This window comes from Rhodoligotrophos defluvii (genome assembly GCF_005281615.1).
In the GTDB taxonomy this organism is placed as follows: Bacteria; Pseudomonadota; Alphaproteobacteria; order Rhizobiales; family Im1; genus Rhodoligotrophos; species Rhodoligotrophos defluvii.
The window spans coordinates 871,091-893,352 of sequence record NZ_SZZM01000002.1 but is presented as its reverse complement, the minus strand read 5'-3'; the positions used below and the strand labels follow the sequence as shown (position 1 = coordinate 893,352).

The following is a 22,262-nucleotide window of genomic DNA, read 5'->3' as shown; positions in this document are numbered from 1 at the left end:
CCTAAGGATCGTGGGTCCGGTGGGTCCAGCGACTTCACGGAACGTCTCGAACGTGCGCGGGCATCCATTCGGGCTCGGGAACAGACGCCAGGCCGCCGAAGAAGCGCTTACGACTTCGGGCTTCGCGTGGCCACCGAAATGGCGGTGGCCGTCGCGGTAGGGTTCGCTTGCGGCTGGTACCTGGACAAGTGGCTGGGAACCACCCCCTGGATGTTGCTGCTGTTTCTGCCGCTCGGCGCGGCTGCCGGCATCATGAATGTGATGCGCGCGGCGCGGGTCGAGGCGGAACGACAGCAGGCAGAGTTGCTGCGCAAGGATTTTGAGGATCAGGATCGGGGCGGAGGTAATAGGCCGGCCCCTGATTGAGCAGGACAGGAGCTGGCTGGTGGCTGCGCAGGAAGCTGGTGGTGGGCTGACGGAACACGCCGCAACGAATCCGACCGAGGCCGGGGGCCTGCACATCGATCCTATGCACCAGTTCGAGATCTCCTCGCTCGCCAAGATCTCGCTGGGCGACATCAATGCCGATTTCACCAATTCCAGCCTGTGGATGGTGATCACGGTCGTGGTGGCGAGCCTGTTGATGCTTGCGCCGGCCGCCCGCCTTGTCCCGGGTCGCCTGCAGTCGGTCGCGGAGATCGCCTACGAGTTCGTGGCCAACATGATGCGCAGCACGGTGGGCGAGGGCGGTCGGCCGTTCTTCCCTTTCATCTTCACGCTGTTCATCTTCATTTTGGTCGCGAACATGCTGGGGATGATCCCCTATTCGTTCACGGTCACCAGCCACCTGAGCGTCACCTTCGCCTTGGCGATTACCGTCTTCATCGTTGCCACCCTGGTCGGCTTTGCCAAGCATGGCGTCGGCTATCTCAAGCTCTTCGTTCCGTCCGGCGTGCCCGTCGTGCTGCTGCCGCTGCTGGTGGTCATCGAGGTGATCTCCTACTTCACCCGGCCGATCAGCCTCTCGGTCCGACTTTTCGCCAACATGCTGGCGGGCCACACCATGCTGAAGGTGTTCGGCGCCTTCGTCGTCGGCATGGGCGTGCTCGCTGGGTGGGTGCCGCTCTTGGTGATGGTCGGCATCACCGGTCTCGAAATCCTGGTGGCTTTCCTGCAGGCCTATGTGTTTGCGGTGCTCACCTGCATCTACCTGAACGACGCCATCAATATGCATCACTAACCAGAGTCTGAGGAGTTTCTCAAATGGACGCGGAAGCAGCAAAGTTCATCGGCGCCGGCCTGGCCTCGATCGCCCTGGTCGGGGCGGGCCTCGGCATCGGCATGATCTTCGGCAACTATCTGCAGGGTGCCCTGCGCAATCCGGCCGCGGCGCCCGGGCAGTTCGCCAACCTGCTTCTGGGCTTTGCCCTGGCGGAAGCCACCGGCCTGTTCGGCCTCGTGGTCGCGCTGATCATCCTGTTCGTGTTCTGATGCGCTGGCCCGCCGGGCGCGGGCTGATGACCGGCCGGACGGGGGGCGAGCTGGCCTCCTCGCCCCGGCCGCATGGAATGCAGGTCTGGCGGCCATTTCTTTACCCCGGCCGTCCCAAGCCAGGGCGTGACGATGCCACAGTTCGAATTCGAGACAGTTCCGCCTCAGATCATCTGGTTGGTGATCACCTTCGTTGCGCTCTATTTCATCATGTCCTGGTTTGCGCTGCCGAAGGTGGGCGGTGTGATCGAGCAGCGTACGAACCGGATTGCCGGTGACCTCGATGAGGCCGATCGCCTGCGGCGTGATGCGGAACGCAGCAGCGAGGTCTATCAGACCTCGCTGGCGGAGGCACGGGCCAGGGCCCACACCATTCACCAGGAAACCCGCGACGCCACCAGCAGCGAGCTGGAGACGATTCGCCGTGCGGTTGAGGCGGAACTCGAAGAGAAGCTGAGCGCGGCGGAAGCCCGCATTGCCCAAACCCGCGACAAGGCCCTGGCCGAGATCAAGGACGTCGCCATTGATACGGCCGGCGCCATCGTCGAGCGGTTGACCGCCCAGACCGTGGACCGTTCTGTGCTCGCAGCCGCCGTCGAGAGCGGACGGAGGACCTGATCCATGCTGACCACCCCGGAATTCTGGGTCCTCATTTCCTTCATTCTGTTTCTGGCGCTGCTGGCCTATGTCGGCGTGCATCGGCGCGTGATCGAAACACTGGACAAGCGTGCGGCCAATATCCGCGAGGAATTGGCGCAGGCGCAGCGCCTGCGGGAAGAGGCGCAGGCCATGCTGGCTGAGGCCCAGCGCAAGCAGCGCGAGGCCGAGAAGGAGGCAGCCGACATCGTGGCGCTGGCTCGTGAGGATGCGAAGGTTCTGGCCGAGGAGATGCGCCGGAAGCTCGACGAGCTGCTGGAGCGCCGGCGGGCGCTTGCGGAGACGAAGATCAAGCAGGCGGAGGATCAGGCGCTGAAGGACGTCCGTGCGGTTGCAGCGGATCTCGCTATATCCGCCGCCACTCAGGTCATCGCGGACACGGTGAAGGGTCCCAAGGCCGCCCAGCTCGTGGACGACAGCATAGCCTCGCTACCCGGCAAGCTGCACTGAGCAGCGCGGCAGCAGCGCGGCAGGATTTGTATGAAAAGGGCGCCTCAGTGGGCGCCCTTTCTTTTCGAGCTGTTGCCTCGCGGCGCCTACTCCGCCGCGTCGAGCTGCGGCAGAGGCTTGCGCCAGCGCAAGACGGGCTGGCGCGCCGCCCGTGTCTCGTCCAGCCGCCCGACCGGTGTCAGGTAGGGCGCGCCGGTGAAGCGCGCCGTGTCGCCTGACTTCGCCGCTTCCACCAGCTTGCGCAGGGTGGCGATGAACTGATCAAGGCTCGCGCGCGACTCCGATTCCGTCGGCTCGATCAGCATCGCCCCATGCACCACCAGCGGGAAATACACGGTCATCGGGTGGAAGCCTTCGTCGATCATGGCCTTGGCGAAGTCGAGGGTCGTAACGCCGGTGCCCTTTAGGAAACTGTCGTCGAACAGCACCTCGTGCATAGTGGGACGCTTGCCGAAAGGCAGGCTCATCAGGTCTTCGAGCCCGGCCTTCACGTAATTGGCGTTCAGCACTGCATCTTCCGAGGCGCGGCGCAGGCCGTCGCTGCCATGGCTCATCATGTAGCTCAGCGCACGCACGAACATGCCCATCTGGCCGTGAAAGGCGGTCATCCGCCCAAAGGCCTGACCGGCGGAGGGATCGCTCTCTGTCTCGACCAGTCGGAAGCCGTTCTCGCCGTGTACGACGAAAGGCAGGGGAGCAAAGGGCGCCAGCGCCGCCGAAAGCACCACCGGTCCGGCACCTGGGCCGCCGCCGCCATGGGGTGTGGAGAAGGTCTTGTGGAGATTGATGTGCATGGCATCAACCCCGAGATCCCCTGGCCGTGCTTTCCCGACAATTGCATTGAAGTTCGCACCATCGCAGTAGAAGAAGGCGCCGGCCTCGTGCACCGCATCGGCAATGGCGATCACATCCCGCTCGAACAGCCCACAAGTATTGGGGTTGGTGAGCATGATCGCCGCCACTTCAGGGCTGAGGCGACGTTTGACCTCCTCGGGATCTACCGTGCCGTCGGCACGCGCCGGCACCGACTGGACGGAATAGCCGAGATAGGTCGCCGTGGCCGGATTGGTCCCGTGTGCCGATTCAGGCACCAGCACCACGGAGCGCTTCTCGCCGCGCGCATCCAGCGCCGCCCGTATGGCCATCATGCCGCACAGCTCGCCATGGGCGCCGGCCTTGGGGCTCAGGGCCACGGCCGGCATGCCGGTCATGGTCTTGAGCCAATGGGCGAGCGTATCGATCAGCTCGAGCGCGCCCTGAACCGTGCTCTCCGGCTGCAGCGGATGGATGTCGCCAAAGCCCGGCAGCCTTGCCATCCGCTCGTTCAGGCGCGGATTGTGCTTCATAGTGCACGAGCCGAGCGGATAGATGCCGAGGTCGATCGCATAATTGCGGCGCGAGAGACGCACATAGTGCCGCATCGCCTCGGGCTCGGAGAGCCCGGCTAGCCCGATTGCGTTCTTCCGCGCTAATCCACCCAGGCGGTTCAGCGGCTGATCCGGCAGATCGATATCGACCCCGCATTTCTCGGGCCCGCCGATCTCGAACAGCAACGGTTCGTTGATCTCCAGCCCGCGGTTGCCGGTAAAGGTCGTGATCTGGTCCGCGGCCGCGGCCCCGCCGCTTGCCGGCGTGGTGGGGCGGCCTTCCCGATTCATCATGCGAGCACCTCCCGCAGTGCGGCCTTGTATGCCGCGCGGTCCTCATCCGTGTTCACCTCCGTCGCCGCCACGATGATCCTGTCGGCGAGCGCTGCCTCCTGGGGCACCAGGCGCGACGCCGGCACGCCCCCCAGGACCCCGCGCTCGGCGAGGCCAGCCACCACTTCGGCGCCTGGCCTGGGCGTACGAATGGTGAATTCGTTGAAGAAGCGCGAGGTGAGCACCTCGACGCCTTTGACCTCGGCAAGCGCGTCCGCGAGCAGACAGGCATTGTGGTGGTTGAGAGCGGCCAGCCTGCGAAGGCCCACGTCGCCGAGCAGGGCGAGGTGGATGGTGAAGGCAAGGCAGCATAGGCCCGAATTGGTGCAGATATTGCTGGTGGCCTTCTCGCGGCGGATATGCTGCTCGCGGGTCGACAAGGTGAGCACGAACCCGCGCCGGCCCGCCGCATCGACCGTCTCGCCACATAGACGGCCCGGCATCTGCCGCAGGAACTTCTCCCGGGTGGCGAACAGACCGAGATAGGGTCCGCCGAAATTCAGGCCCACACCGAGCGATTGGCCCTCGGCCACCACGATATCAGCGCCCATCTCGCCCGGCGGCTTCAGCGCGCCGAGCGATACGACCTCGGTGACCACCGCAACCAGCAGAGCGCCTTTGGCATGGGCTGCTTCGGCAATCGGGGCAAGGTCGATGATCTCGCCGAACACATTGGGGGTCTGCACCACCACGCAGGCGGTGTTGTCGTCAATGCGCGAGGAGAGTTCATGCACATCATCGACACCACAGGGCAGGTTGACGACGGCCGAGCCACCGAAATGGCTGAGGTTCTCCACCACCGCGCGATACTGCGGATGCAGGCCGCCCGACAGCACGGCCTTGTCACGCCGGGTCACACGCTCGGCCATGAGCACAGCCTCGCCGCACCCGGTCGAGCCGTCATACATGGAGGCGTTCGCCACCTCCATACCCGTGAGCAGCGCCACCTGGGTTTGGAATTCGAACAGATATTGCAGGGTGCCCTGCGAGATCTCCGGCTGGTACGGCGTGTAGGAGGTCAGGAATTCCGAACGCTGGATCAGGTGGTCGACGCTGGCCGGGATGTGGTGCTTATACGCGCCGGCACCGACGAAGAACGGCACCTGGCTTGCCGCCACGTTTTTCGCGGCCATCCGCCCCAGGATGCGCTCGACCTCCATCTCGCTTGCACGCCGCGGCAGGTCGAGCAGGCCGTCGATGCGGCCCCGGGCCGGGACATCGGTGTAGAGATCATCGATCGAGGAGACGCCGATCGCGGCCAGCATGGCCTGGCGGTCCTCGACATTCAGCGGCAGGTACCGCATCAGTGCTGCTCCTCGACGAAGGCCTTGTATCCCTCGCTATCCATCAGGTCATCGAGCTCGGCAGCGGCCGACAGCTTGAGCTTGAAGAACCAGCCTTTGCCCTCAGGGTCCTGGTTGATCAGGGCGGGCTCGCTCTCCAGCGCCGAGTTCACCTCCACCACTTCCCCCGACAGGGGTGCATAGACGTCGCTTGCGGCCTTCACCGATTCGACCACGGCGGCTTCGCCGTTCTGGTTGAGCCCCTTGCCCACCACCGGCAGCTCGACGAACACCACGTCGCCGAGCTGCTCCTGCGCATATTGGGTGATGCCGACCGTGGCGATGTCGCCCTCGACCCGAACCCATTCATGTTCTTTGGTATATTTCACGATGCTCATTATCGATCCTCGGACGTTGCGCTCAGCGCCTCACATAGCGATGGGGAACGAAGGGCAGGCGCACGACTTCCGCCGCAAGCGGCTTGTCGCGCACGATGATGGTCAGCGCCGTGCCCGGCTGGGCATAGGCAAACGCCACATAGGCCAGCGCGATGGGCAGCCCCAGGCTCGGACTGAAGCCGCCGGAGGTCACCTCGCCGATGCGGGTGCCATCGGGGGTCTCGACCGCCGCGCCGTGGCGGGCAGGGGCCCTGCCGTCCAGCTTCAGCCCCACCAGCCGGCGCGAGGGTTTGTTCGCCAGCTCGCGGGCAATCCGCGCAAAGCCGGGAAACCCGCCGCGCTCGCGCCTTCGCTTGCCGATCGACCAGACGAGGCCCGCTTCCACCGGGCTGGTGGTCTCGTCGATATCTTGGCCATAGAGGCACAGCCCGGCCTCGAGCCGCAGGCTGTCGCGTGCGCCGAGACCTGCCGGCTTCACCCGCGCGTCCCGTAAAAGGCTTTCGGCGAAGGCCGTCGCGATCGCGGCCGGCACCGAGAGCTCGAATCCGTCCTCGCCGGTATAGCCGGAGCGGCTGACCAGGACATCGCCCTCGATGCCGTCATGGCCGGTGAAGCGCGCATCCAGCGCCGTCATGAAGCTCAGCATGTCGATGTCGTTGATATAGGGCGCCAGCACGGCTGCAGCCTCCGGCCCCTGCAGCGCGAGCAGCGCGCGGTCTTCGATCGGGGTGAGACGGACAATGCCGTCCAGCGCCGTCGCGATGTGGACGAAATCCACCGCCTTGCGCGAGGCATTCACCACCAGGAACAGCCGCTCAAGTCCGTTGTGCGCCGCTGCCCGCGTCACCATGAGGTCGTCGATGATGCCGCCGTCATCGGTGGTGAGCTGCGTATAGCGGATATGGCCTTCATCCAGGCTCGCGATATCGCCCGGAACCAGCCGCTCGAAGGCCTCCGCCACCTCGAAGGGTGCGGTGAGCCATGCCTGCCCCATATGGGACACATCGAACAGCCCGGCATGAGCGCGCGTCCAGAGATGTTCCGCAATGATGCCGGTCGGATACTGCACCGGCAGGGCATAGCCGGCAAACGGCACCATGCGACCGCCCAGCCGCTGATGCAGCGCGAATAAGGGTGTTTGCAGGAGCTGAGCTGAGGGTTCGATCTGGGCCATGCAATCTCTCGCTGTATCTACAGAGGTACGGCGCCGGACATTGCCCGGCCCTGCCCCCTCTGTCTCGATACCTGAGAGATTTCGCCCAAACCGCTTACCACCGTCGTAACGGCGAGCGTCTGAGCTTACCCCATCGGTGAGCGGCCGTTGAAGCTGCCGCTGCTTTCCAGAGTTGCTGATGCCTCAACGGTCCTTTTGCCTGAGAGTTTCCGGGGCGGTTGCTCCTTCGGCGCCGGCGAAGCCGGTCTCTCCCGCTGAGGCAGGCATTTCACACAAGGTGCAGCTGCACCTTGCATGCATGTCGCACCAGAAGCACGACATGTCGTATTGAAGTTGGCGGGCAGGGTAGCAGCGACAGGAGTCCTGTCAAGGGCCCTGAGGTGCGATCCTGGAATCGTGTTCTCAGACCGAGGCCAGCTCGGCCCGCAGCTGCTGCCGCATGATGTCGATGGGCACCATGGTCGCGCCACGGTCCAGGTGCCAGAAGGTCCAGCCATTGCATGCCTCGACCCCCTGCACGTGAGCGCCGATCTTATGGATCGAGCCGGTTGCGTCCTTGGAGACCAGAGTGCCGTCGGCCCTGACCTTGGCGGCATGGCGGCGGGCCGGATCGAATAGGGTGGTGCCCGGCGCGATCAGGCCGCGCTCGACCAGCGCTCCGAACGGAATGCGCGGCTCCGCCCGGCGGCCCGTGGAAACCCGCACCACCTCGGGCTCCGCTGTCTTGACCTCGGCGATGCGCTTGTGCGCAGCCTCGGCATAGCGCGCATCCTGCTCTATTCCGATGAAGCTGCGCCCCAAGCGCTTGGCCACCACCCCGGTGGTGCCGGTTCCGAAGAACGGATCGAGGATTACGTCGCCCGGATTGCTCGAGGCGAGAATCACTCGGTGCAGCAACGCTTCTGGCTTCTGGGTCGGGTGCAGCTTCGCGCCATCCTCATCCTTCAGGCGTTCGCTGCCATTGCAGATCGGCAGCAGCCAGTCCGAGCGCATCTGCAGGTCGTCATTCAGCGCCTTCATGGCTTCGTAGTTAAAGGTGTAACGCTTCTGGTCCGCGCTCTTTGCGGCCCAGATCAGCGTCTCGTGCGCGTTGGTGAAGCGCTTGCCGCGGAAGTTGGGCATCGGGTTGGCCTTGCGCCAGACGATGTCATTGAGCACCCAGAACCCCATGTCCTGCAGCGCGGTGCCGATGCGGAAGACGTTGTGATAGCTGCCGATCACCCACAGGGTCGCCGTGTCCTTCATGATCCGGCGGCACTGCCCCAGCCAAGCCTTGGTGAAGGCATCGTACTGCTCGAAGCCGCCGAAGCGGTCCCATTCCGCGTCGACCCCGTTCACGCGGGAATTATCGGGGCGCAGGAGTTCGCCCCTGAGCTGCAAATTGTAAGGCGGATCGGCAAAAATGAGGTCGACCGACTTGTCCGGAAGCTGCGCCAAATGATCCAGGCAGTCGCCGACGAGAACTTGGTTTATGAACGAACGGCGACGTGCCTCGGCGATAATGCCCATCTCAGAACCCTATACTCACAAACTGGGTTCGCAGAGACTGGCCCTATGCCTGTAAAATTTGATTTAACCCGAGCTGCACCTTCTTCCTTGCAACCAACTGGTATGCTTACCAATTTCCTAATCCGCCGCAGCCGCTCGCTGTCTGGTCAGACGTGGTAGCTGTCGCTGTGGCTCAGCAGATGGTCGTGTGAGGTTTCGCCCGGAGGCGCGTCGGCGGTGGTCGGAAGACGAGAGTGGTGACCGTCCAGAAGCCCATGTTTTATGATGTAGTTGACCACGGTTTCGAGATTTGCGAGCCGCTGACGATCATCAAGAAGCACCGTGCTGATATCATCTGTCTTTTGATGGAGCTCGTCATGGACCTGCTGGATTTGATTGCCGTACTCGTCGATCACCTGCTTATCGTGTGCAAGGACATCATTTATCGTGTTGATAGCGTCATTTTGCTGGCCATCAACAGACGTATTGCTCCCAGTATCTTTATCACTGCTACCAAAAGGCCACCAACCCATCACTTACTCCTACCGCTACGAGCATGCCGCCTTGGATGCCCCTGAGTTAGCTCAATCGATTTTACTACATGTGATAGCATAAGGAACGATATGCAACTTAAGATAGTAAAATGTGGTTGAAGATTGGAAATGGCGGCTTGCGCGAGCGCGTTTAGCTCCGTCGATCGGCGTCGAAGGGTTCAGCCCAGATCCAGCGTCGTCTGGATCGACACCAATTCAGGTTCGAGAACGGCACGGACGGAAACGAAGCGGCGGCGGTGTTGCGGCGTCGGGCCAAGGCGGGCGAGAGCGGCGCGGTGCTCAGGCGTGCCATAGCCCTTGTGGCGTTCAAATCCGTAGCCGGGCCACTCCAGGCCGAGCGCATCCATAATTCGGTCCCGGGTCACCTTGGCGATGATGGATGCCGCCGCGATGGAGAGGCACAAAGCATCGCCATCGACGATCGCAGATGCCTCGCAGGGCAGCTTGGGGCAGAACTTGCCATCCACAAGGACATGGGCCGGCGGCGTCGCCAGCTTGGCGCAGGCCTCGGCCATGGCCCACAGGGTCGCGAAATGAAGGTTGTCGCGCTCGATCCGCTCGACATCCGCGATGCCGACGGCCCAGCAAGCCCGCGCGGTGATCTCATCATAGAGCGCTTCGCGCCGCTGCGGCGTCAGCTTTTTGGAATCATCGATGCCCTCAGGGATATCGGCCGGATCGAGAATGACGGCGGCGGCCACCACCGGTCCGGCCCAAGGGCCACGTCCAGCTTCATCTATGCCGGCGACCGGAGCGAGCCCCCGCGCCAGCGCCGCACGCTCGCGCTCGAAGCTGATCGTAACGACGGGCGACTCATGCTCCAGCATTCCGCATGTTTCGCAAAGGGGAGGGCGCGGCGCAAGAGCACAAGGCGTCGGGTTGAATGCCAGCCAGCAGCTATCCCCAGCAGAATGAAGGCGGCCAGCCTCAGCCGGCGGTGTTCACGCTGCACTTCGCTGCCGCTCCGAGCCAGATCACCATACGCAACGAGCCCGGCCCTGCCCCCCGGAACGATCAAAGCCCCTGATATCAGGACCTTACTGCAGATTTCCGAATCAAGTCAGATGAATGCGTCTTCGAAGCCTCGCAGCCGACAATTCCCGACGGCACAGCGCCACCGTTAGAACGCCACCGTTAGAACAAGGTCAGCTGGTCACCCGCCTGGGGCGGTCGGGAGAACTGGCTCGTGTCCATCTTCTGCCTCTCTTGGTTTAAGCCAAGCTTGGTGCAGGCGATCTCGAACCGCCGGCCAATGGTCCAGGCATACGGGCCCGATCCCTTCTGGCGAAGGCCCCAGGTCGAGTCGTAATCCTTGCCGTTGCGCATCCCGCGGATGAGAGACATGACCCGCCCCGCCTTGTCGGGCATCTCGCTTTCCAGCCATTCCTGGAAAATGCTGCTGATCTCCCGTGGCAATCGCAGCAGCACATAGCCCGCATGCACAGCACCTGCCGCGGCGGCTGCGGCGAGAATGGCCTCGATCTCGTGGTCGTTCACGGAAGGGATCACCGGCGCCACCATAACGGTGGTGGAAACGCCGGCTGCGCTGAGAACCTCCAGTGCCTCGAGCCTCTTGCGCGGGGTCGATGCCCGAGGCTCCATGCTGCGCGACAGCTTCGCATCGAGGCTGGTGACCGAGATCGCCACCCTGACCAGATTGCGCGCGGCCATCGGCTGCAGGATATCGAGATCCCGCAGCACCAGGGCCGATTTCGTGACAATGCCCACGGGATGGTTGAACTCGGCGAGCACTTCCAGGATCTGCCGCGTGATCCTATACTGACGCTCGACCGGCTGATAGGGATCCGTATTCGCGCCCAGCGCGATCATTTTCGGAACGTAACGCGGATCCGAGAGCTCGCGCCTGAGGAGTTCGGCCGCGTTCGTCTTCGCAAACAGCTTCGTCTCGAAATCGAGACCAGGGGAAAGTCCCCAATAGGCGTGGGTTGGCCTGGCATAGCAATAGGCACAGCCATGTTCGCAGCCCTGATAGGGGTTTATCGACTGATCGAAGGAGATATCCGGGCTGTCATTGCGGGTGATGATGCTCTTTGGCTTCTCCTCGATGACCGAGGTGCGTAGTTTCGGTAGTTCCTCGAAGGCCTGCCAACCATCATCGGCGAATAGCCGGGACAGCCGCTCGAACCGGCCTGATTCGTTCGACCGGGCACCGCGCCCGCGGGTCTGCCCGGGGAGGGCTGTTCCCACAAAATCATCGCTTTCACGATGCCTATGGTCGAAGATCGTTGCCATGTTCCGATCCTACGTGAAGGGTCGGAACAAATCAAGAACAAAGCGTGTGTTTACAGCGTGAGCTGATAGGTGGCTGGGACGTATCTGTATCCCTGGTCCATTTTCTCCACATACCCGATCGCCGGGAATGGCATGTGATAGCCGGTGAACGGCACCCGGTCCGCGGCGATCATGTCGAAGATCTTGCGGCGGGTCGCCGCGGCGGCTTCCTTGTCCATATCGAACCGGACGTGCCAATCGGGCCGCTGCAGCGAGGCCACATAATGATTGGCAGTATCGGCCGCCAGCACCAGTCTCTGACCGTTGCTCTCGATATTGAAGGCCATGTGGCCGGGCGTGTGCCCGAAGGCTTCAATCGCCGTGATGCCGGAAACCACGGAATCCCCGCCCTTGACGAATGTCGTCTTCTCTTTCAGGGGAACGACATTCTTCTGGACGAGGGCGGCGCCATTCGCGGTAGATCCTGAAGCGCGGTCCGGTGACGTCCAGAAATCGAATTCCGTCTCACCCATGACATAGCGGGCGTTGGGGAAGACCGGCTCACCGTTCTCCATCAGCCCGCCGATATGATCGCCATGGAAATGGGTGATCACCACGATGTCGACATCGCCGGGCGAGATGCCCGAGCCCACCAAGGCTTGCGCGAAATTGCCGGCCTCCGGACGGCGCTCAGCCCCGTTGCCGGTATCGAAAACGATGACCTCGCGGCCAGTGTTGACCACGACGGGCGTGTAGCCGTTGCGCATCTGATCGGCCGGCAGGAAATTCTGCTCCACGAGCTCTTTCACTTGCTCTGCCCCCACATTCGCGCCAAAGGTCGGATGGGGGCCCGGCGCAACGACGGAGCCATCAGACACGGTCGTGATCTCGAAGGCGCCCAGCTTTACGCGGTTGACGGTCGGTGTGGCGATTCCCCTCTGCTGGGCCGCCGCGCCGGCCGGCACCACCCCGCCGGCGAACGCAAACTGGCCAGCAACAAGAACAGCCGATCCGGCCATAGCGGTGCGGCGAGTGACGGTAAAGCTGCTCGACATGCGATCCTCCCTGAATGCCCGCGCCAGAATAACGGCTTTACGGCGGGCCGGCCCAGGGGCTCACGCACAAGTGAATCGAGACGAGGTTTTCGCGGCGGCGCCTATTTGCGGCGCAAATGCTCATCCAGCCGCGGCATGATCTCCACGAAATTGCACGGCATGTGCCGGTAGTCGAGCTGGTCCTTGAGGATGCCGTCCCAGGCGTCCTTGCATGCACCTGGGGAGCCCGGCAGACAGAAGACATAGGTGCCGTTGGCGACCCCGGCTGTGGCGCGCGATTGCACGGTGGACGTGCCGATCTTCTGGAACGAGATCATGTGGAAGGCGACCGAGAAGCCGTCGATCTCCTTGTCGAACAGAGGTTTCAGGGCTTCCGGCGTGACGTCCCGGCCGGTCAGGCCCGTGCCGCCGGTGGTGATCACCGCGTCCACGTCAGGTGCAGCAACCCAGGCCCGCACCTGCTCCCGGATAAGCTCAACCTCGTCGCGCACGATGGCGCGGTCCGCCAAGATATGCCCCGCCTCGGTGATACGGTCTGCGAGGATCTGTCCCGACCGGTCCTGTGCCAGATCGCGCGTGTCCGACACCGTCAGCACCGCGATGCGGACCGGGAGAAACGACCGCTCAGCTTCGGCCATGGAACACCCCGCTTTCCCGCATAGCCTGGTCGAGCGTCAGAAGATCGCGCCACCCCAGTCGCTTGTGCTCCGGTTGCCGCAGCAGATAGGCTGGGTGAAGCGTGGGCAGTGTCCGGTAGGTCTTGCCTCCGGGGCTCGTATAATCGGTCCACTTGCCGCGCAGCCGCATGATGCCCTGCGTGCTGTTCAAAAGTCGCGCCGCTGAAGTCGAGCCGAGACAAATCAGAAAGACCGGATCGACCAGCTCGATCGCCCGCTCGATGAACGGCATGCACATCAGCGTCTCCGCCTCCGTGGGCTTGCGGTTGCCGGGCGGCCGCCAAAAGATGCAATTGGAGATGAACACCGAGGCCAGAGGGTCCTCCGCATGGCGGGACAGGCCGATGGCCGCCAGCATGCGGTCGAGCAGCTGCCCAGACACGCCGACGAACGGCTTGCCCTGCAAGTCCTCGTCGCGCCCTGGGGCCTCGCCGACCAGCATAACGCGCGCCGCCGGGTTCCCATCGGAAAAGACGAGACTGGTGGCGGTGCGTTGCAGCGGGCAGGCTTCGAAATGCCGCAGCATCTCGCGCAGCTCCGCCAGACTGCCGCAACGCCGCGCCGCACTTCGTGCATCTTCCACGGCCTGGTCCGACGGCACCGCCGCCGCCCTCGGCGCCGCAGCCGCCCGGTCAGGGATCCGGGCATCGGTCTCGTCATCGAAGACCGGCTGAAAGCGGCGGGCGGAATCCTGCGCCGGGGCTGGCAGCTCCATCTCTTGCCGCGGCTCGGCTGCAGCGGAAGCGACCCGGCCCGGCTTGGCCGCTTGCGAGAGCGCAAAGCGGTCGATCGGGTGGTCGGCGATCGCCTCGTCCACCCCCATCTCCGCATACCAGCGCAAGAGCGCCGCACGCGACAAAGCAACACACTCGTTCAAAGACACTTTTTCGCCTGTAACAGTGTTTCCCAGCCTGCGGGATGTCTACTATAACGGCATGGGACCTTGTTCCGGGGGTAACGGCCCGGACAGCATGGTCCTGGGCAGATTAGCCCATCTTCCAGATAAGACCGATACCGTAAATCACCATGGGAGTGGCTGGGTTGAGTGAGGCGGACGTCGCGGCGATGCGCGAATGCATGGAATATGACGTGGTCATCGTAGGGGCGGGGCCAGCTGGTCTCGGCGCCGCGATCCGGCTGAAACAGCTCGCCGAGGCCGCTGGAACCGAGATTTCCGTCTGCGTGCTCGAAAAGGGGTCCGAGGTGGGCGCTCACATCCTCTCGGGTGCCGTCATCGATCCGGTCGCGCTGAACGAGCTTATTCCGGACTGGAAGGAAAAAGGCGCGCCGCTCAACGTGCCGGTGACCGAGGACCGCTTCTACATGCTCGGGCCCGCCGGCAGCATGCGCCTGCCCAATTTCGCCATGCCCAAGCTCATGGATAACCACGGCAACTACGCCGCTTCTCTCGGCAATCTCTGCCGCTGGCTCGCCACCCAGGCGGAAGGCATGGGGGTCGAGATCTATCCGGGTTTCGCCTGCTCTGACCTGGTCTATCGCGATGACGGCTCGGTCAAAGGGGTGGTGGCCGGCGTGATGGGCATCGGTCGCGACGGCAAACCCAAGCCGGACTTCCAGCCTGGCATGGAGTTGCACGGCAAATATGTGCTGATCGGCGAAGGCGCACGCGGATCGCTCGCCAAGGTGCTCATCAACAAGTTTCAGCTTTCCGCCGGACGCGAGCCGCAGAAGTTCGGCCTCGGCATGAAGGAGCTGTGGGAAATACGTCCGGACATGCATCGCCAAGGCCAGGTGACGCATACCATGGGCTGGCCGCTGGACAATGCGACCGGCGGCGGCAGCTTCATGTATCACCTCGAAGACAACCTCGTGTCGATCGGCTTTGTGGTGCACCTCAACTACAGCAATCCTTATCTCTACCCGTTCGGCGAGTTCCAACGCTTCAAGCACCATCCGCTGATCCAGCCGGTGCTGGAGGGCGGACGCCGCATCGCCTATGGCGCCCGGGCCATCACCGAGGGCGGGCTGCAGTCTGTCCCGAAACTGACCTTCCCGGGCGGGGTGCTGATCGGCTGCTCGGCGGGCTTCGTCAACGTGCCCCGCATCAAGGGTAGCCACAACGCCATGAAGACCGGCATGCTGGCCGCCGAAAGCGCCTTCGATGCCATCCAGGCGGGCCGCGAGGGCGACGAACTCGTGGATTACGAGCAGCGCTACCGCGACTCCTGGGTCTATCAGGACCTCCGCAAGGTGCGTAACGTGAAGCCGCTGTGGTCGAAGCTCGGTCTCGTGGGCGGCCTCGCATTGGGTGGCCTCGACATGTGGACGAACGAGCTGCTCGGCGTCTCCTTGTTCGGCACTCTGCGGCACGGCAAGGCCGATCACGAGACGCTCGTCCCGGCGGCGCAGGCCAAGCGGATCGAATATCCCAAGCCCGACGGGGCGATTTCCTTCGATCGCCTTACCGACCTGGCCTTCTCCGCCACCAACCACGAGGAGGACCAGCCCTGTCATCTCCAGCTCAAGGACCCCTCCATCCCCATCGACTACACGCTGCCGAAATTCGATGAGCCGGCCCAGCGCTACTGCCCGGCCGGGGTCTATGAAGTCGTCAGGGATAGCGACGAGAAGCCGCGCTTCCAGATCAATGCGCAGAACTGCGTTCACTGCAAAACCTGCGACATCAAGGATCCCCCGCAGAACATCAATTGGGTCACGCCGGAAGGGGGAGGAGGCCCGAATTACCCCAATATGTGAGTTACGGGCCCTTGCTAGCGATAACGTAACGGCCGACGCCTAGATTAGGCATGGGGCTCACGGAGATATGCGGGACAATTACGCCACATTGTTGTACGATCACAGTGGCTGCTGCTTTGGGATACGGGAGGAGAGCCGCCAGCCATCGCTCTCGCCAGCAAGCCCATTTTAGGTAACCTTGCCAGAACGGGGTGCGGCGGCGTTTGCGCGCTTGTGCGTCTATCCCGGCAGGATGCAGTGAACCCCGAGGAGATCAGGTGGAATGAGACGCGCCAAGCAGGCTTTATTCGGAACCGCCATGGCCTTGAGCATGGCCGCCGCAGCGGTTCTCGCGCCAGCGCTCGGTGATGCCCGCGAGCTTCGGTCGCTTTCGGGAAGCTATTTGGCCGGGCAATTCGCTTCGCAGACCCGCGACGTGGACCAGGCGGCGCGCTATTTCGCCGATGCGCTGGAACAGGATCCGAACAATTCTCTGCTGCTGGAACGGGCGTTCGTCGCAGAATTGGGCGCCGGCAACATCATGCGCGCCGAGGTTCTGGCGAAGCGGCTGGTGGCGATCAACTCGCGGCACCGGCTGGCCCATATCGTGCTGGGGGTCTCTGACATGCGGCGCGGCGCCCAGGCCGAGGCGCGCAAGCATTTCGAGCAGGCGGCCTACACGCCTATAGGCGAGTTGACGAGCGGCCTTCTGACCGCGTGGAGCTATGCCGCCCAGCGTGACTTGCTGAAGGCCACCAAGGCGCTGAACATCCTGGACCGTAACGAATCCTTCGGGATCTACAAGACGTTCCACGAGGCGCTGATTGCCGATCTGCTCGGCGTCAAGGCCAAAGCCGAGACGCTTTACAAGAAGGCTTATGACGAATCGTCGAATTCGCTGCGGATCGTGCAGGCCTATGGCAATTTTCTTGAGCGGCAGGGGAATGTTGAGAGGGCAAGGGATATCTACGAGACCTTCCTCACGGTGTCTCCCGACCACCCGGTGGTCGCGCAAACCCTGGCCCGCATCGGCCATGGCCAGCCCGCACCCTTCATCGGCGATGCCACGGACGGCGCTGCGGAGGCCCTGTTCGGCTTGGCGAGCGCGCTGACGGACGAATCGGGCATCGATCTGGCTCTGACCTATGCGCGGCTCACATTGAGCCTCAAGCCGAGCTTACCGGCCGTGCAGACCCTGCTCGGGGACATCTTCGAGAACATGAAGCAGTATCGGGCGGCGATCGCGGCTTACGAAAAGGTGCAGTTCGGCTCGGCGCTGCGGCCCAACGCGGATATCCGCATCGCCATAAACCTGAGCGAGCTCGATCAGAAGGACGAAGCGCGCGCGCATCTGGAGCGGTTGATCAAGCGCGATCCGAAGAACTACGAGGCGCTGGTGACCCTCGGCACGATCCTGCGCAGCCAGTCCAAGTTCGCGGAGGCGGCCACCTACTACACCAAGGCCTTGGATACCGTGGGCGAACTCACCCAGCGGAACTGGTCCGTGCTGTACTTCCGCGGTATTTCCTATGAGCGCTCGAAGCAGTGGGACAAGGCGGAGGCGGATTTCCTCAAGGCGCTGGAGCTCGAACCCGATCAGCCCCTCGTGCTCAATTATCTAGGCTATTCCTGGCTGGAGCAGGACCGCAACCTCGATGAAGCCATGAAGATGATCGAGAAGGCGGTCGAGCAGCGGCCCAACGACGGCTTTATTATCGACAGCCTCGGCTGGGCTTACTACAAGCGGGGCGATTATGCGCGGGCCGTCGAGGAGCTGGAGCGCGCGGTCGAGCTGCAACCCAACGACGCGGCGATCAACGATCACTTGGGTGACGCCTATTGGCGGGTGGGCCGAAAGCTGGAAGCCAAGTTCCAGTGGCAGCATGCCAAAGACAGCCAGCCCGAGCCGGATCTCTTGAAATCGATCGAGGCGAAACTCGCCAACGGCTTGCCCGACGCGGCGCCAGCACCCGAGGTGGCCACCCCGAATTCCGAGAAGCGGTCCTAGCGCGCTAGGGTTCTGCATGAGCACGGGAATGCTTGCGCCGTCAGGCACAGGAGCCGACGCCGACCATGAAGTCGCCTGCGCCAAGCTCAACCTGACGCTGCACGTGGTCGGCCGGCGCGACGACGGCTATCACTTGCTGGAGAGCCTCGTCGCCTTCACCCGCGAGGGGGATGTGCTTCGGTTCGCGCCGGCCGAAACCCTGTCGCTTTGCATAGAAGGCCCATTCTCCGCCGGGCTGGAGAATGACGATAGCAATCTCGTGGTGCGGGCGGCCAAGGCGCTGGGATTCCGTCACGGAGCGATCACGCTGGACAAGCGTCTGCCGGTGGCGTCCGGGATCGGCGGTGGATCGGCCGATGCGGCTGCGGCGCTGCGTGGGCTCATCCGCCGCCACGGGATTCGAATCGATCCTGGCAGCCTCGACCGGACGGCGCTGAGCCTCGGCGCCGATGTCCCCGTCTGCCTCCGCTCCAGGACCTGCTTCATGAGCGGCATCGGTGAGCACATTCGGGAGGCTCCGCCGCTGCCGGCGTTGGGCGTGGTGCTGGCTAACCCAAAGGTGGAAGTCTCGACCGCCGCGGTCTTCCGTGCTCTCGGGCTGCAGCCGGGCCAAAGCGCCGGGGCGGCTCACCCCCCGCTGCCGGACCGGTGGCAGGATGCCATCCATGTCGCGGACTTCATCCGCAGCTGCCGCAACGACTTGGAGCCGCCCGCCCGCACGATCGCCCCTGTCATCGGTATGGTGCTCGACCGGCTGGAGCGGGAGCACGGCTGTCTCGTGGCCCGGATGTCGGGGAGTGGCGCCACCTGCTTCGGCCTGTTCCCGAGCGAGGCGGAGGGACGAGAGGCAGCGGAGCGCATTCGACGCGCCAAGCCACATTGGTGGGTTCTGGCCAGCGGCGTGCAATAGGGCAGTAGTGTATGGGATGAGCTTGGCCGGCCAAAAGTGTGCGGCCAAGCAAGAGCTTAGAACGCACGCTCGATGCTGAACTCGACCGCCAGTTCCAAGGCGTGCTTGTGTGGCCCCGACGGAAAGATGGCCAGGGCTTCCGCGGCGATGGCACCATAATGCCGTGCACGCTCAATGGTGTCCGCAATGGCGCCGTGCTTCTCGACCAGCGAGATGGCCGTGCTGAGGTCTTCTTCGGCCTGCACGCCCTCCTGGAGGGTGCGCTGCCAGAACGCGCGCTCCGCGCTGTCGCCGCGGCGATAAGCCAGCACCACCGGCAGCGTGATCTTGCCTTCGCGAAAATCATCGCCGACCCGCTTGCCGAGCACCGCCTGCTTGCCCGAATAATCCAAGGCATCATCGATCAACTGGAAGGCAAGGCCGAGATTGCGCCCGAACGCCTGCAGCGCCTGCTGCTCGGCCCGTGGCCGCTCGGCAATGGCCGCGCCGACCTCGGCCGCCGACGAGAACAGGGCGGCTGTCTTGGCGTTGATGATGCGCAAATAGGCATCCTCCGTGGTCGAGGTGTCCTTTTGCGCCGCGAGCTGCAGCACTTCGCCCTCTGCGATGATGGCGGCGGCATTGGACAGGATTCGCAGAGCATCGAGCGACTTGGTCTCGACCATCATCTTGAAGGCTTGGCCCAGCAGATAATCTCCGACCAGCACGCTCGCCTGGTTGCCCCAGATCATCCGTGCAGCCTGCTTGCCTCGGCGCAACTCGCTCTCGTCCACCACATCGTCGTGCAGCAGCGTTGCGGTGTGCATGAACTCCACCGCCGCCGCCAGCTTGATGTGATGATCGCCGCGATAGCCGCACATCTGGGCAGCGGCGATCGTCAACATGGGCCGCAGACGCTTGCCGCCGCTATCGATCAGGTGGCGGGCGAGCTCCGGGATCATGTCCACGTCGGAATGGGCCCGCGCGAGGATCGCCTCGTTGACGCGCGCCATGTCGGCATCCACAAGGGCAAGCAGGGGATCAAGCTTGGCCGACCCGCTGTGACGGCTGTCGAAAGCGATGACCTGTCCCACGGAACCTCCTGTTTCGACTGGGCAAGGAGAGGCATGAACGCCGTTTGCCTCGGATCAAGTCCGCTTCACCCTGGTTCGTTGCGCGATCGAGTTGCGCGCTGGTGTCGAACTTGACCCGCACGAAAGCCATGCCGGTTTCTTACGTCCTGCGCTAGCATAAAATCGACGCGGGGCGACGTTCCCGGCGGGCGGTTGTGAGATGGCCGTAAGGTGATGCGGAGATGCCGATGCGTGAAGTGTTGAAGTCCAACGACATGGTCGCCCTGTCCTATGCCACGGCTCTGTTGCGGGATGCCGGCATCACGCATGTGATCTTCGATGCCAATATGAGCGTGGTCGAGGGAAGCCTTGGGATTCTGCCACGCCGGCTGATGGTCGACGACGATGAGGCGGACGCTGCCGTGGCGCTGCTTGCCGATGCGGGGCTTGTCCGTTGAGCGAGACCGGCGCCATCTCCACGGATGTAACCGAGGACCGCTTTCTGAACGGGCGGATCGTGCTGCGTCAGCCCAGAAAGGGATATCGCGCCGGCATCGATGCGGTGTTCCTGGCGGCGGCCATACCCTGCCGGCCGGGCGAGAGTGCCTTCGAAGCAGGGATGGGGGCCGGCGCGGCATCCTTGTGCTTGGCCGCACGCGTGCCCGGCGCGAGGGTGACGGGAATCGAGCGAAACGAGGTTTACGCCGCCCTCGCGCGGCAGAATATCGCCGGCAACGGCATGGGCGATCGCGTGCGCCTGCTGGACGGCGATGTTCGGGATCTCACCCGCAACCCCCAAGGGACCTTTCCGCCGGTCGCTTCCTTCGATCACGTGTTCGCCAACCCGCCTTATCATAAGCGGGAGGATATAACGGCCTCTCCCTCGGATCCGAAGGCCGAGGCTCACAGCATGGCTGGCGCCGAACTCGAAACTTGGGTGAAGATGCTGGCGGCCATGGCTCGCCCGCGCGGCACCATAACCCTCGTGCAACGGCCCGAGGCCCTTCCTCGGCTGCTGCAGGCGCTGGAGGGTCGAGCAGGGGATATCCGTATCGCGCCATTGTTCCCACGGCCGCATGAGGCGGCGTCTCTCATCATCCTTCAGGCCGTCAAGGGCAGCCGCGCCGCGATGCGGCTGCTGCCCGGCATGGTGCTGCATGGACCGGCCCACGGCTTCACCGACGCGGCCGAGGCCGTGCTGCGGCACGGCGCGGCCTTTCCGCTCCGGTGAGGGCGCACATTGGTCAATATCCCGTGTGCCGGAGGACCTGAGGCTTGCAAGGGTTGAGGCTTCCTTCTAAGTCGTGAGAGCAATGAGCCTTCTGCCCGCCTCACTTCGCGACCGCTTCGCCGCCTGGAAGGTACGGGCGTTCGACCGCAAGCCCATCATTCCGGTGGTGCGGCTGTCCGGCACGATCGGCATTGGCGGCTTGAGGCGATCGAGCCTCACGCTCACCAGCGTCGGCCCGATGCTCGAGCGCGCCTTCAGGATCAAGAAGGCGGCGGCCGTCGCTCTCCTCGTCAATTCACCCGGCGGGACGGCCGTGCAGGCCGGGCTGATCTTCCAGCGCCTGCGCATGCTGGCCGAGAAGCACGACCGCAAGGTCTACGTCTTCGTGGAGGACGTCGCCGCTTCCGGGGGCTATTACGTTGCTTTGGCCGGCGATGAAATCTATGCAGACGCAAGCTCGATCGTCGGTTCGATCGGCGTTGTCTCGGCCGGCTTCGGCTTCGTCGGGGCGCTCCAGAAGCTCGGCATCGAACGCCGTGTCTATACGGCCGGTGCGGACAAGGCGATCCTCGACCCGTTCCAGCCGGAGAAGCCAGAGGACGTGGAGCATCTCAAATCAATCCAGAAGGATATTCACGAAAGCTTCAAGGATGTGGTGCGGAATCGTCGCGGAGAGCGGCTGAAGGCTCCTGACGACGAGCTGTTCACCGGCCGTTTCTGGTCTGGTAGCAAGGCGCTGGAGCTTGGCTTGATCGACGGTTTGGGCGAGATGCACGCCATATTGGCCGAGAAGCTCGGCGCCGAGCCGGAGCTCCGCGTGATCGGCCCGCGTGAGAGCTGGCTCGTCAGGCGTTTCGGTAGGATACCTGGACTGCACGGAACGCGCATCGCTCCGCAGGATTTTACCGCAGTGATGGCGCAGGACATCATCGCCGCCATCGAAGACCGTGCCTTGTGGTCACGGTTCGGACTATAGTGGCGGGGGCCGCAAACGCGTATGGCGCTCTCGCGCGAGGCTCGCAAGGCAAGCCAGTCTGGAGGGAAAGGAATGATCCGATCCGTTGTCTTTGTCATCATCACCACGCTCGCGCTGATTATGTTCCGGCGCGTCATGGTGGAAGCGCAGAAGCTCGCCCAGCGGGCGCAGAGGCGTGTTTCTCCGCGCGATGGACGTGACGCGACGGACCCTCGTCGCTTGCCCACGCTGCGGCGCGATCCGGCCACGGGCGTCTACCGTGTTTCGGAAGATCGCCTGTAGACCAGGG

The 22,262-nt window shown here is 63.8% G+C and carries 24 protein-coding genes and 1 riboswitch; of the genes, 12 read left to right on the top strand and 12 right to left on the bottom strand.

Translation table 11 applies throughout. The features are described 5' to 3' along the window. The first annotated feature begins 126 nt into the window (after window positions 1-126). The 5 genes from E4P09_RS26200 to E4P09_RS13285 all read left to right on the top strand — a co-directional run bounded on the left by E4P09_RS26200 (window position 127) and on the right by E4P09_RS13285 (window position 2,538). Complete coding sequence (locus E4P09_RS26200) at window positions 127-366, top strand: AtpZ/AtpI family protein (protein WP_205042101.1); 240 nt, start codon at window positions 127-129, stop codon at window positions 364-366. Between the two features lie 103 nt (window positions 367-469). Then, window positions 470-1,180: a F0F1 ATP synthase subunit A gene (locus E4P09_RS13300; RefSeq protein WP_205042117.1), complete on the top strand. Its 711-nt coding sequence runs from the start codon at window positions 470-472 to the stop codon at window positions 1,178-1,180. Between the two features lie 23 nt (window positions 1,181-1,203). Continuing rightward, window positions 1,204-1,431: a F0F1 ATP synthase subunit C gene (locus tag E4P09_RS13295; RefSeq protein ID WP_137390060.1), complete on the top strand. Its 228-nt coding sequence runs from the start codon at window positions 1,204-1,206 to the stop codon at window positions 1,429-1,431. A gap of 132 nt (window positions 1,432-1,563) precedes the next feature. Continuing rightward, window positions 1,564-2,049 (top strand): F0F1 ATP synthase subunit B family protein, encoded by a 486-nt coding sequence (locus E4P09_RS13290; RefSeq protein ID WP_170984407.1) that lies wholly within the window; start codon window positions 1,564-1,566, stop codon window positions 2,047-2,049. Window positions 2,050-2,052: 3 nt separating this feature from the next. Continuing rightward, the gene (locus tag E4P09_RS13285) at window positions 2,053-2,538 is read left to right on the top strand and encodes a F0F1 ATP synthase subunit B family protein (protein ID WP_137390058.1); all 486 of its coding nucleotides are present in this window, start codon (window positions 2,053-2,055) and stop codon (window positions 2,536-2,538) included. Window positions 2,539-2,624: 86 nt separating this feature from the next. Here E4P09_RS13285 and gcvPB read toward each other — a convergent pair whose 3' ends face one another. From gcvPB to E4P09_RS13230, 11 genes are all read right to left on the bottom strand, one after another. Then, window positions 2,625-4,199, bottom strand: coding sequence for an aminomethyl-transferring glycine dehydrogenase subunit GcvPB (gene gcvPB / locus E4P09_RS13280; protein ID WP_137390057.1), 1,575 nt, complete (start codon window positions 4,197-4,199; stop codon window positions 2,625-2,627). Then, a complete protein-coding gene (gene gcvPA / locus E4P09_RS13275; RefSeq protein ID WP_137390056.1) occupies window positions 4,196-5,542 on the bottom strand; it encodes an aminomethyl-transferring glycine dehydrogenase subunit GcvPA in 1,347 nt (448 codons plus the stop codon). The genes gcvPB and gcvPA overlap by 4 nt, the downstream gene beginning before the upstream one ends. Next, window positions 5,542-5,919 carry a glycine cleavage system protein GcvH gene (gene gcvH / locus E4P09_RS13270; RefSeq protein WP_137390055.1) on the bottom strand — a complete coding sequence of 126 codons (378 nt, stop codon included), beginning with the start codon at window positions 5,917-5,919 and terminating at the stop codon, window positions 5,542-5,544. Before gcvH ends, gcvPA begins: the two co-directional genes overlap by 1 nt. 22 nt (window positions 5,920-5,941) lie before the next feature. Continuing rightward, window positions 5,942-7,093: a glycine cleavage system aminomethyltransferase GcvT gene (gene gcvT / locus E4P09_RS13265; RefSeq protein WP_137390054.1), complete on the bottom strand. Its 1,152-nt coding sequence runs from the start codon at window positions 7,091-7,093 to the stop codon at window positions 5,942-5,944. Between the two features lie 177 nt (window positions 7,094-7,270). Further along, window positions 7,271-7,357: riboswitch (glycine riboswitch) on the bottom strand. A 138-nt stretch (window positions 7,358-7,495) separates the two neighbouring features. Then, entirely contained in the window at window positions 7,496-8,602 is a 1,107-nt protein-coding gene (locus tag E4P09_RS13260) for a site-specific DNA-methyltransferase (RefSeq protein WP_137390053.1), read from the bottom strand. A gap of 146 nt (window positions 8,603-8,748) precedes the next feature. Beyond that, window positions 8,749-9,114: a hypothetical protein gene (locus E4P09_RS13255; RefSeq protein ID WP_137390052.1), complete on the bottom strand. Its 366-nt coding sequence runs from the start codon at window positions 9,112-9,114 to the stop codon at window positions 8,749-8,751. 179 nt (window positions 9,115-9,293) lie between these two features. Beyond that, the gene (gene rnhB / locus E4P09_RS13250; protein ID WP_137390051.1) at window positions 9,294-9,962 is read right to left on the bottom strand and encodes a ribonuclease HII; all 669 of its coding nucleotides are present in this window, start codon (window positions 9,960-9,962) and stop codon (window positions 9,294-9,296) included. 307 nt (window positions 9,963-10,269) lie between these two features. Next, the gene (locus E4P09_RS13245) at window positions 10,270-11,388 is read right to left on the bottom strand and encodes a PA0069 family radical SAM protein (RefSeq protein ID WP_137390050.1); all 1,119 of its coding nucleotides are present in this window, start codon (window positions 11,386-11,388) and stop codon (window positions 10,270-10,272) included. A gap of 50 nt (window positions 11,389-11,438) precedes the next feature. Further along, window positions 11,439-12,422, bottom strand: coding sequence for an MBL fold metallo-hydrolase (locus E4P09_RS13240; RefSeq protein WP_137390049.1), 984 nt, complete (start codon window positions 12,420-12,422; stop codon window positions 11,439-11,441). 101 nt (window positions 12,423-12,523) lie between these two features. Next, window positions 12,524-13,060: a molybdenum cofactor biosynthesis protein B gene (gene moaB, locus E4P09_RS13235; RefSeq protein WP_137390048.1), complete on the bottom strand. Its 537-nt coding sequence runs from the start codon at window positions 13,058-13,060 to the stop codon at window positions 12,524-12,526. Next, window positions 13,047-13,982 carry a uracil-DNA glycosylase gene (locus E4P09_RS13230; protein ID WP_239025163.1) on the bottom strand — a complete coding sequence of 312 codons (936 nt, stop codon included), beginning with the start codon at window positions 13,980-13,982 and terminating at the stop codon, window positions 13,047-13,049. The genes moaB and E4P09_RS13230 overlap by 14 nt, the downstream gene beginning before the upstream one ends. A 194-nt stretch (window positions 13,983-14,176) precedes the next feature. On the opposite strand from E4P09_RS13230, the gene E4P09_RS13225 reads away from it, so the two are divergent. The 3 genes from E4P09_RS13225 to E4P09_RS13215 all read left to right on the top strand — a co-directional run bounded on the left by E4P09_RS13225 (window position 14,177) and on the right by E4P09_RS13215 (window position 18,714). Beyond that, window positions 14,177-15,817: an electron transfer flavoprotein-ubiquinone oxidoreductase gene (locus tag E4P09_RS13225; protein WP_170984439.1), complete on the top strand. Its 1,641-nt coding sequence runs from the start codon at window positions 14,177-14,179 to the stop codon at window positions 15,815-15,817. Window positions 15,818-16,079: 262 nt separating this feature from the next. Continuing rightward, window positions 16,080-17,804 (top strand): tetratricopeptide repeat protein, encoded by a 1,725-nt coding sequence (locus E4P09_RS13220; RefSeq protein ID WP_137390046.1) that lies wholly within the window; start codon window positions 16,080-16,082, stop codon window positions 17,802-17,804. 28 nt (window positions 17,805-17,832) lie between these two features. Beyond that, a complete protein-coding gene (locus tag E4P09_RS13215; RefSeq protein WP_205042100.1) occupies window positions 17,833-18,714 on the top strand; it encodes a 4-(cytidine 5'-diphospho)-2-C-methyl-D-erythritol kinase in 882 nt (293 codons plus the stop codon). A 56-nt stretch (window positions 18,715-18,770) separates the two neighbouring features. Here E4P09_RS13215 and E4P09_RS13210 read toward each other — a convergent pair whose 3' ends face one another. Continuing rightward, on the bottom strand, window positions 18,771-19,787 hold the full coding sequence (locus tag E4P09_RS13210) for a polyprenyl synthetase family protein (RefSeq protein ID WP_239025162.1): 1,017 nt from the start codon (window positions 19,785-19,787) through the stop codon (window positions 18,771-18,773). A gap of 227 nt (window positions 19,788-20,014) precedes the next feature. Between E4P09_RS13210 and E4P09_RS13205 the strand changes: the two genes are divergently transcribed. The 4 genes from E4P09_RS13205 to E4P09_RS13190 all read left to right on the top strand — a co-directional run bounded on the left by E4P09_RS13205 (window position 20,015) and on the right by E4P09_RS13190 (window position 22,255). Then, on the top strand, window positions 20,015-20,224 hold the full coding sequence (locus tag E4P09_RS13205) for a putative signal transducing protein (RefSeq protein ID WP_137390044.1): 210 nt from the start codon (window positions 20,015-20,017) through the stop codon (window positions 20,222-20,224). Next, window positions 20,221-20,997 carry a tRNA1(Val) (adenine(37)-N6)-methyltransferase gene (locus E4P09_RS13200; protein WP_137390043.1) on the top strand — a complete coding sequence of 259 codons (777 nt, stop codon included), beginning with the start codon at window positions 20,221-20,223 and terminating at the stop codon, window positions 20,995-20,997. The genes E4P09_RS13205 and E4P09_RS13200 overlap by 4 nt, the downstream gene beginning before the upstream one ends. 82 nt (window positions 20,998-21,079) lie before the next feature. Continuing rightward, window positions 21,080-21,973 carry a S49 family peptidase gene (locus E4P09_RS13195; protein ID WP_137390042.1) on the top strand — a complete coding sequence of 298 codons (894 nt, stop codon included), beginning with the start codon at window positions 21,080-21,082 and terminating at the stop codon, window positions 21,971-21,973. A gap of 72 nt (window positions 21,974-22,045) precedes the next feature. Then, the gene (locus tag E4P09_RS13190) at window positions 22,046-22,255 is read left to right on the top strand and encodes a hypothetical protein (RefSeq protein ID WP_137390041.1); all 210 of its coding nucleotides are present in this window, start codon (window positions 22,046-22,048) and stop codon (window positions 22,253-22,255) included. Window positions 22,256-22,262: the final 7 nt, after the last annotated feature.

Coding starts and splice junctions, on each gene's coding strand:
- E4P09_RS13255 (WP_137390052.1), bottom strand. CDS start 9,114: ATGGGTTGGTGGCCTTTTGGTAGCAGTGATAAAGATACTGGGAGCAAT.
- E4P09_RS13205 (WP_137390044.1), top strand. CDS start 20,015: ATGCGTGAAGTGTTGAAGTCCAACGACATGGTCGCCCTGTCCTATGCC.
- rnhB (WP_137390051.1), bottom strand. CDS start 9,962: ATGCTGGAGCATGAGTCGCCCGTCGTTACGATCAGCTTCGAGCGCGAG.
- E4P09_RS13245 (WP_137390050.1), bottom strand. CDS start 11,388: ATGGCAACGATCTTCGACCATAGGCATCGTGAAAGCGATGATTTTGTG.
- E4P09_RS13220 (WP_137390046.1), top strand. CDS start 16,080: ATGAGACGCGCCAAGCAGGCTTTATTCGGAACCGCCATGGCCTTGAGC.
- E4P09_RS13290 (WP_170984407.1), top strand. CDS start 1,564: ATGCCACAGTTCGAATTCGAGACAGTTCCGCCTCAGATCATCTGGTTG.
- E4P09_RS13260 (WP_137390053.1), bottom strand. CDS start 8,602: ATGGGCATTATCGCCGAGGCACGTCGCCGTTCGTTCATAAACCAAGTT.
- E4P09_RS13190 (WP_137390041.1), top strand. CDS start 22,046: ATGATCCGATCCGTTGTCTTTGTCATCATCACCACGCTCGCGCTGATT.
- gcvH (WP_137390055.1), bottom strand. CDS start 5,919: ATGAGCATCGTGAAATATACCAAAGAACATGAATGGGTTCGGGTCGAG.
- moaB (WP_137390048.1), bottom strand. CDS start 13,060: ATGGCCGAAGCTGAGCGGTCGTTTCTCCCGGTCCGCATCGCGGTGCTG.
- E4P09_RS13285 (WP_137390058.1), top strand. CDS start 2,053: ATGCTGACCACCCCGGAATTCTGGGTCCTCATTTCCTTCATTCTGTTT.
- gcvT (WP_137390054.1), bottom strand. CDS start 7,093: ATGGCCCAGATCGAACCCTCAGCTCAGCTCCTGCAAACACCCTTATTC.
- E4P09_RS13240 (WP_137390049.1), bottom strand. CDS start 12,422: ATGTCGAGCAGCTTTACCGTCACTCGCCGCACCGCTATGGCCGGATCG.
- E4P09_RS13225 (WP_170984439.1), top strand. CDS start 14,177: ATGGAATATGACGTGGTCATCGTAGGGGCGGGGCCAGCTGGTCTCGGC.
- E4P09_RS13195 (WP_137390042.1), top strand. CDS start 21,080: ATGAGCCTTCTGCCCGCCTCACTTCGCGACCGCTTCGCCGCCTGGAAG.
- gcvPB (WP_137390057.1), bottom strand. CDS start 4,199: ATGATGAATCGGGAAGGCCGCCCCACCACGCCGGCAAGCGGCGGGGCC.
- gcvPA (WP_137390056.1), bottom strand. CDS start 5,542: ATGCGGTACCTGCCGCTGAATGTCGAGGACCGCCAGGCCATGCTGGCC.
- E4P09_RS13300 (WP_205042117.1), top strand. CDS start 470: ATGCACCAGTTCGAGATCTCCTCGCTCGCCAAGATCTCGCTGGGCGAC.
- E4P09_RS13215 (WP_205042100.1), top strand. CDS start 17,833: ATGCTTGCGCCGTCAGGCACAGGAGCCGACGCCGACCATGAAGTCGCC.
- E4P09_RS13295 (WP_137390060.1), top strand. CDS start 1,204: ATGGACGCGGAAGCAGCAAAGTTCATCGGCGCCGGCCTGGCCTCGATC.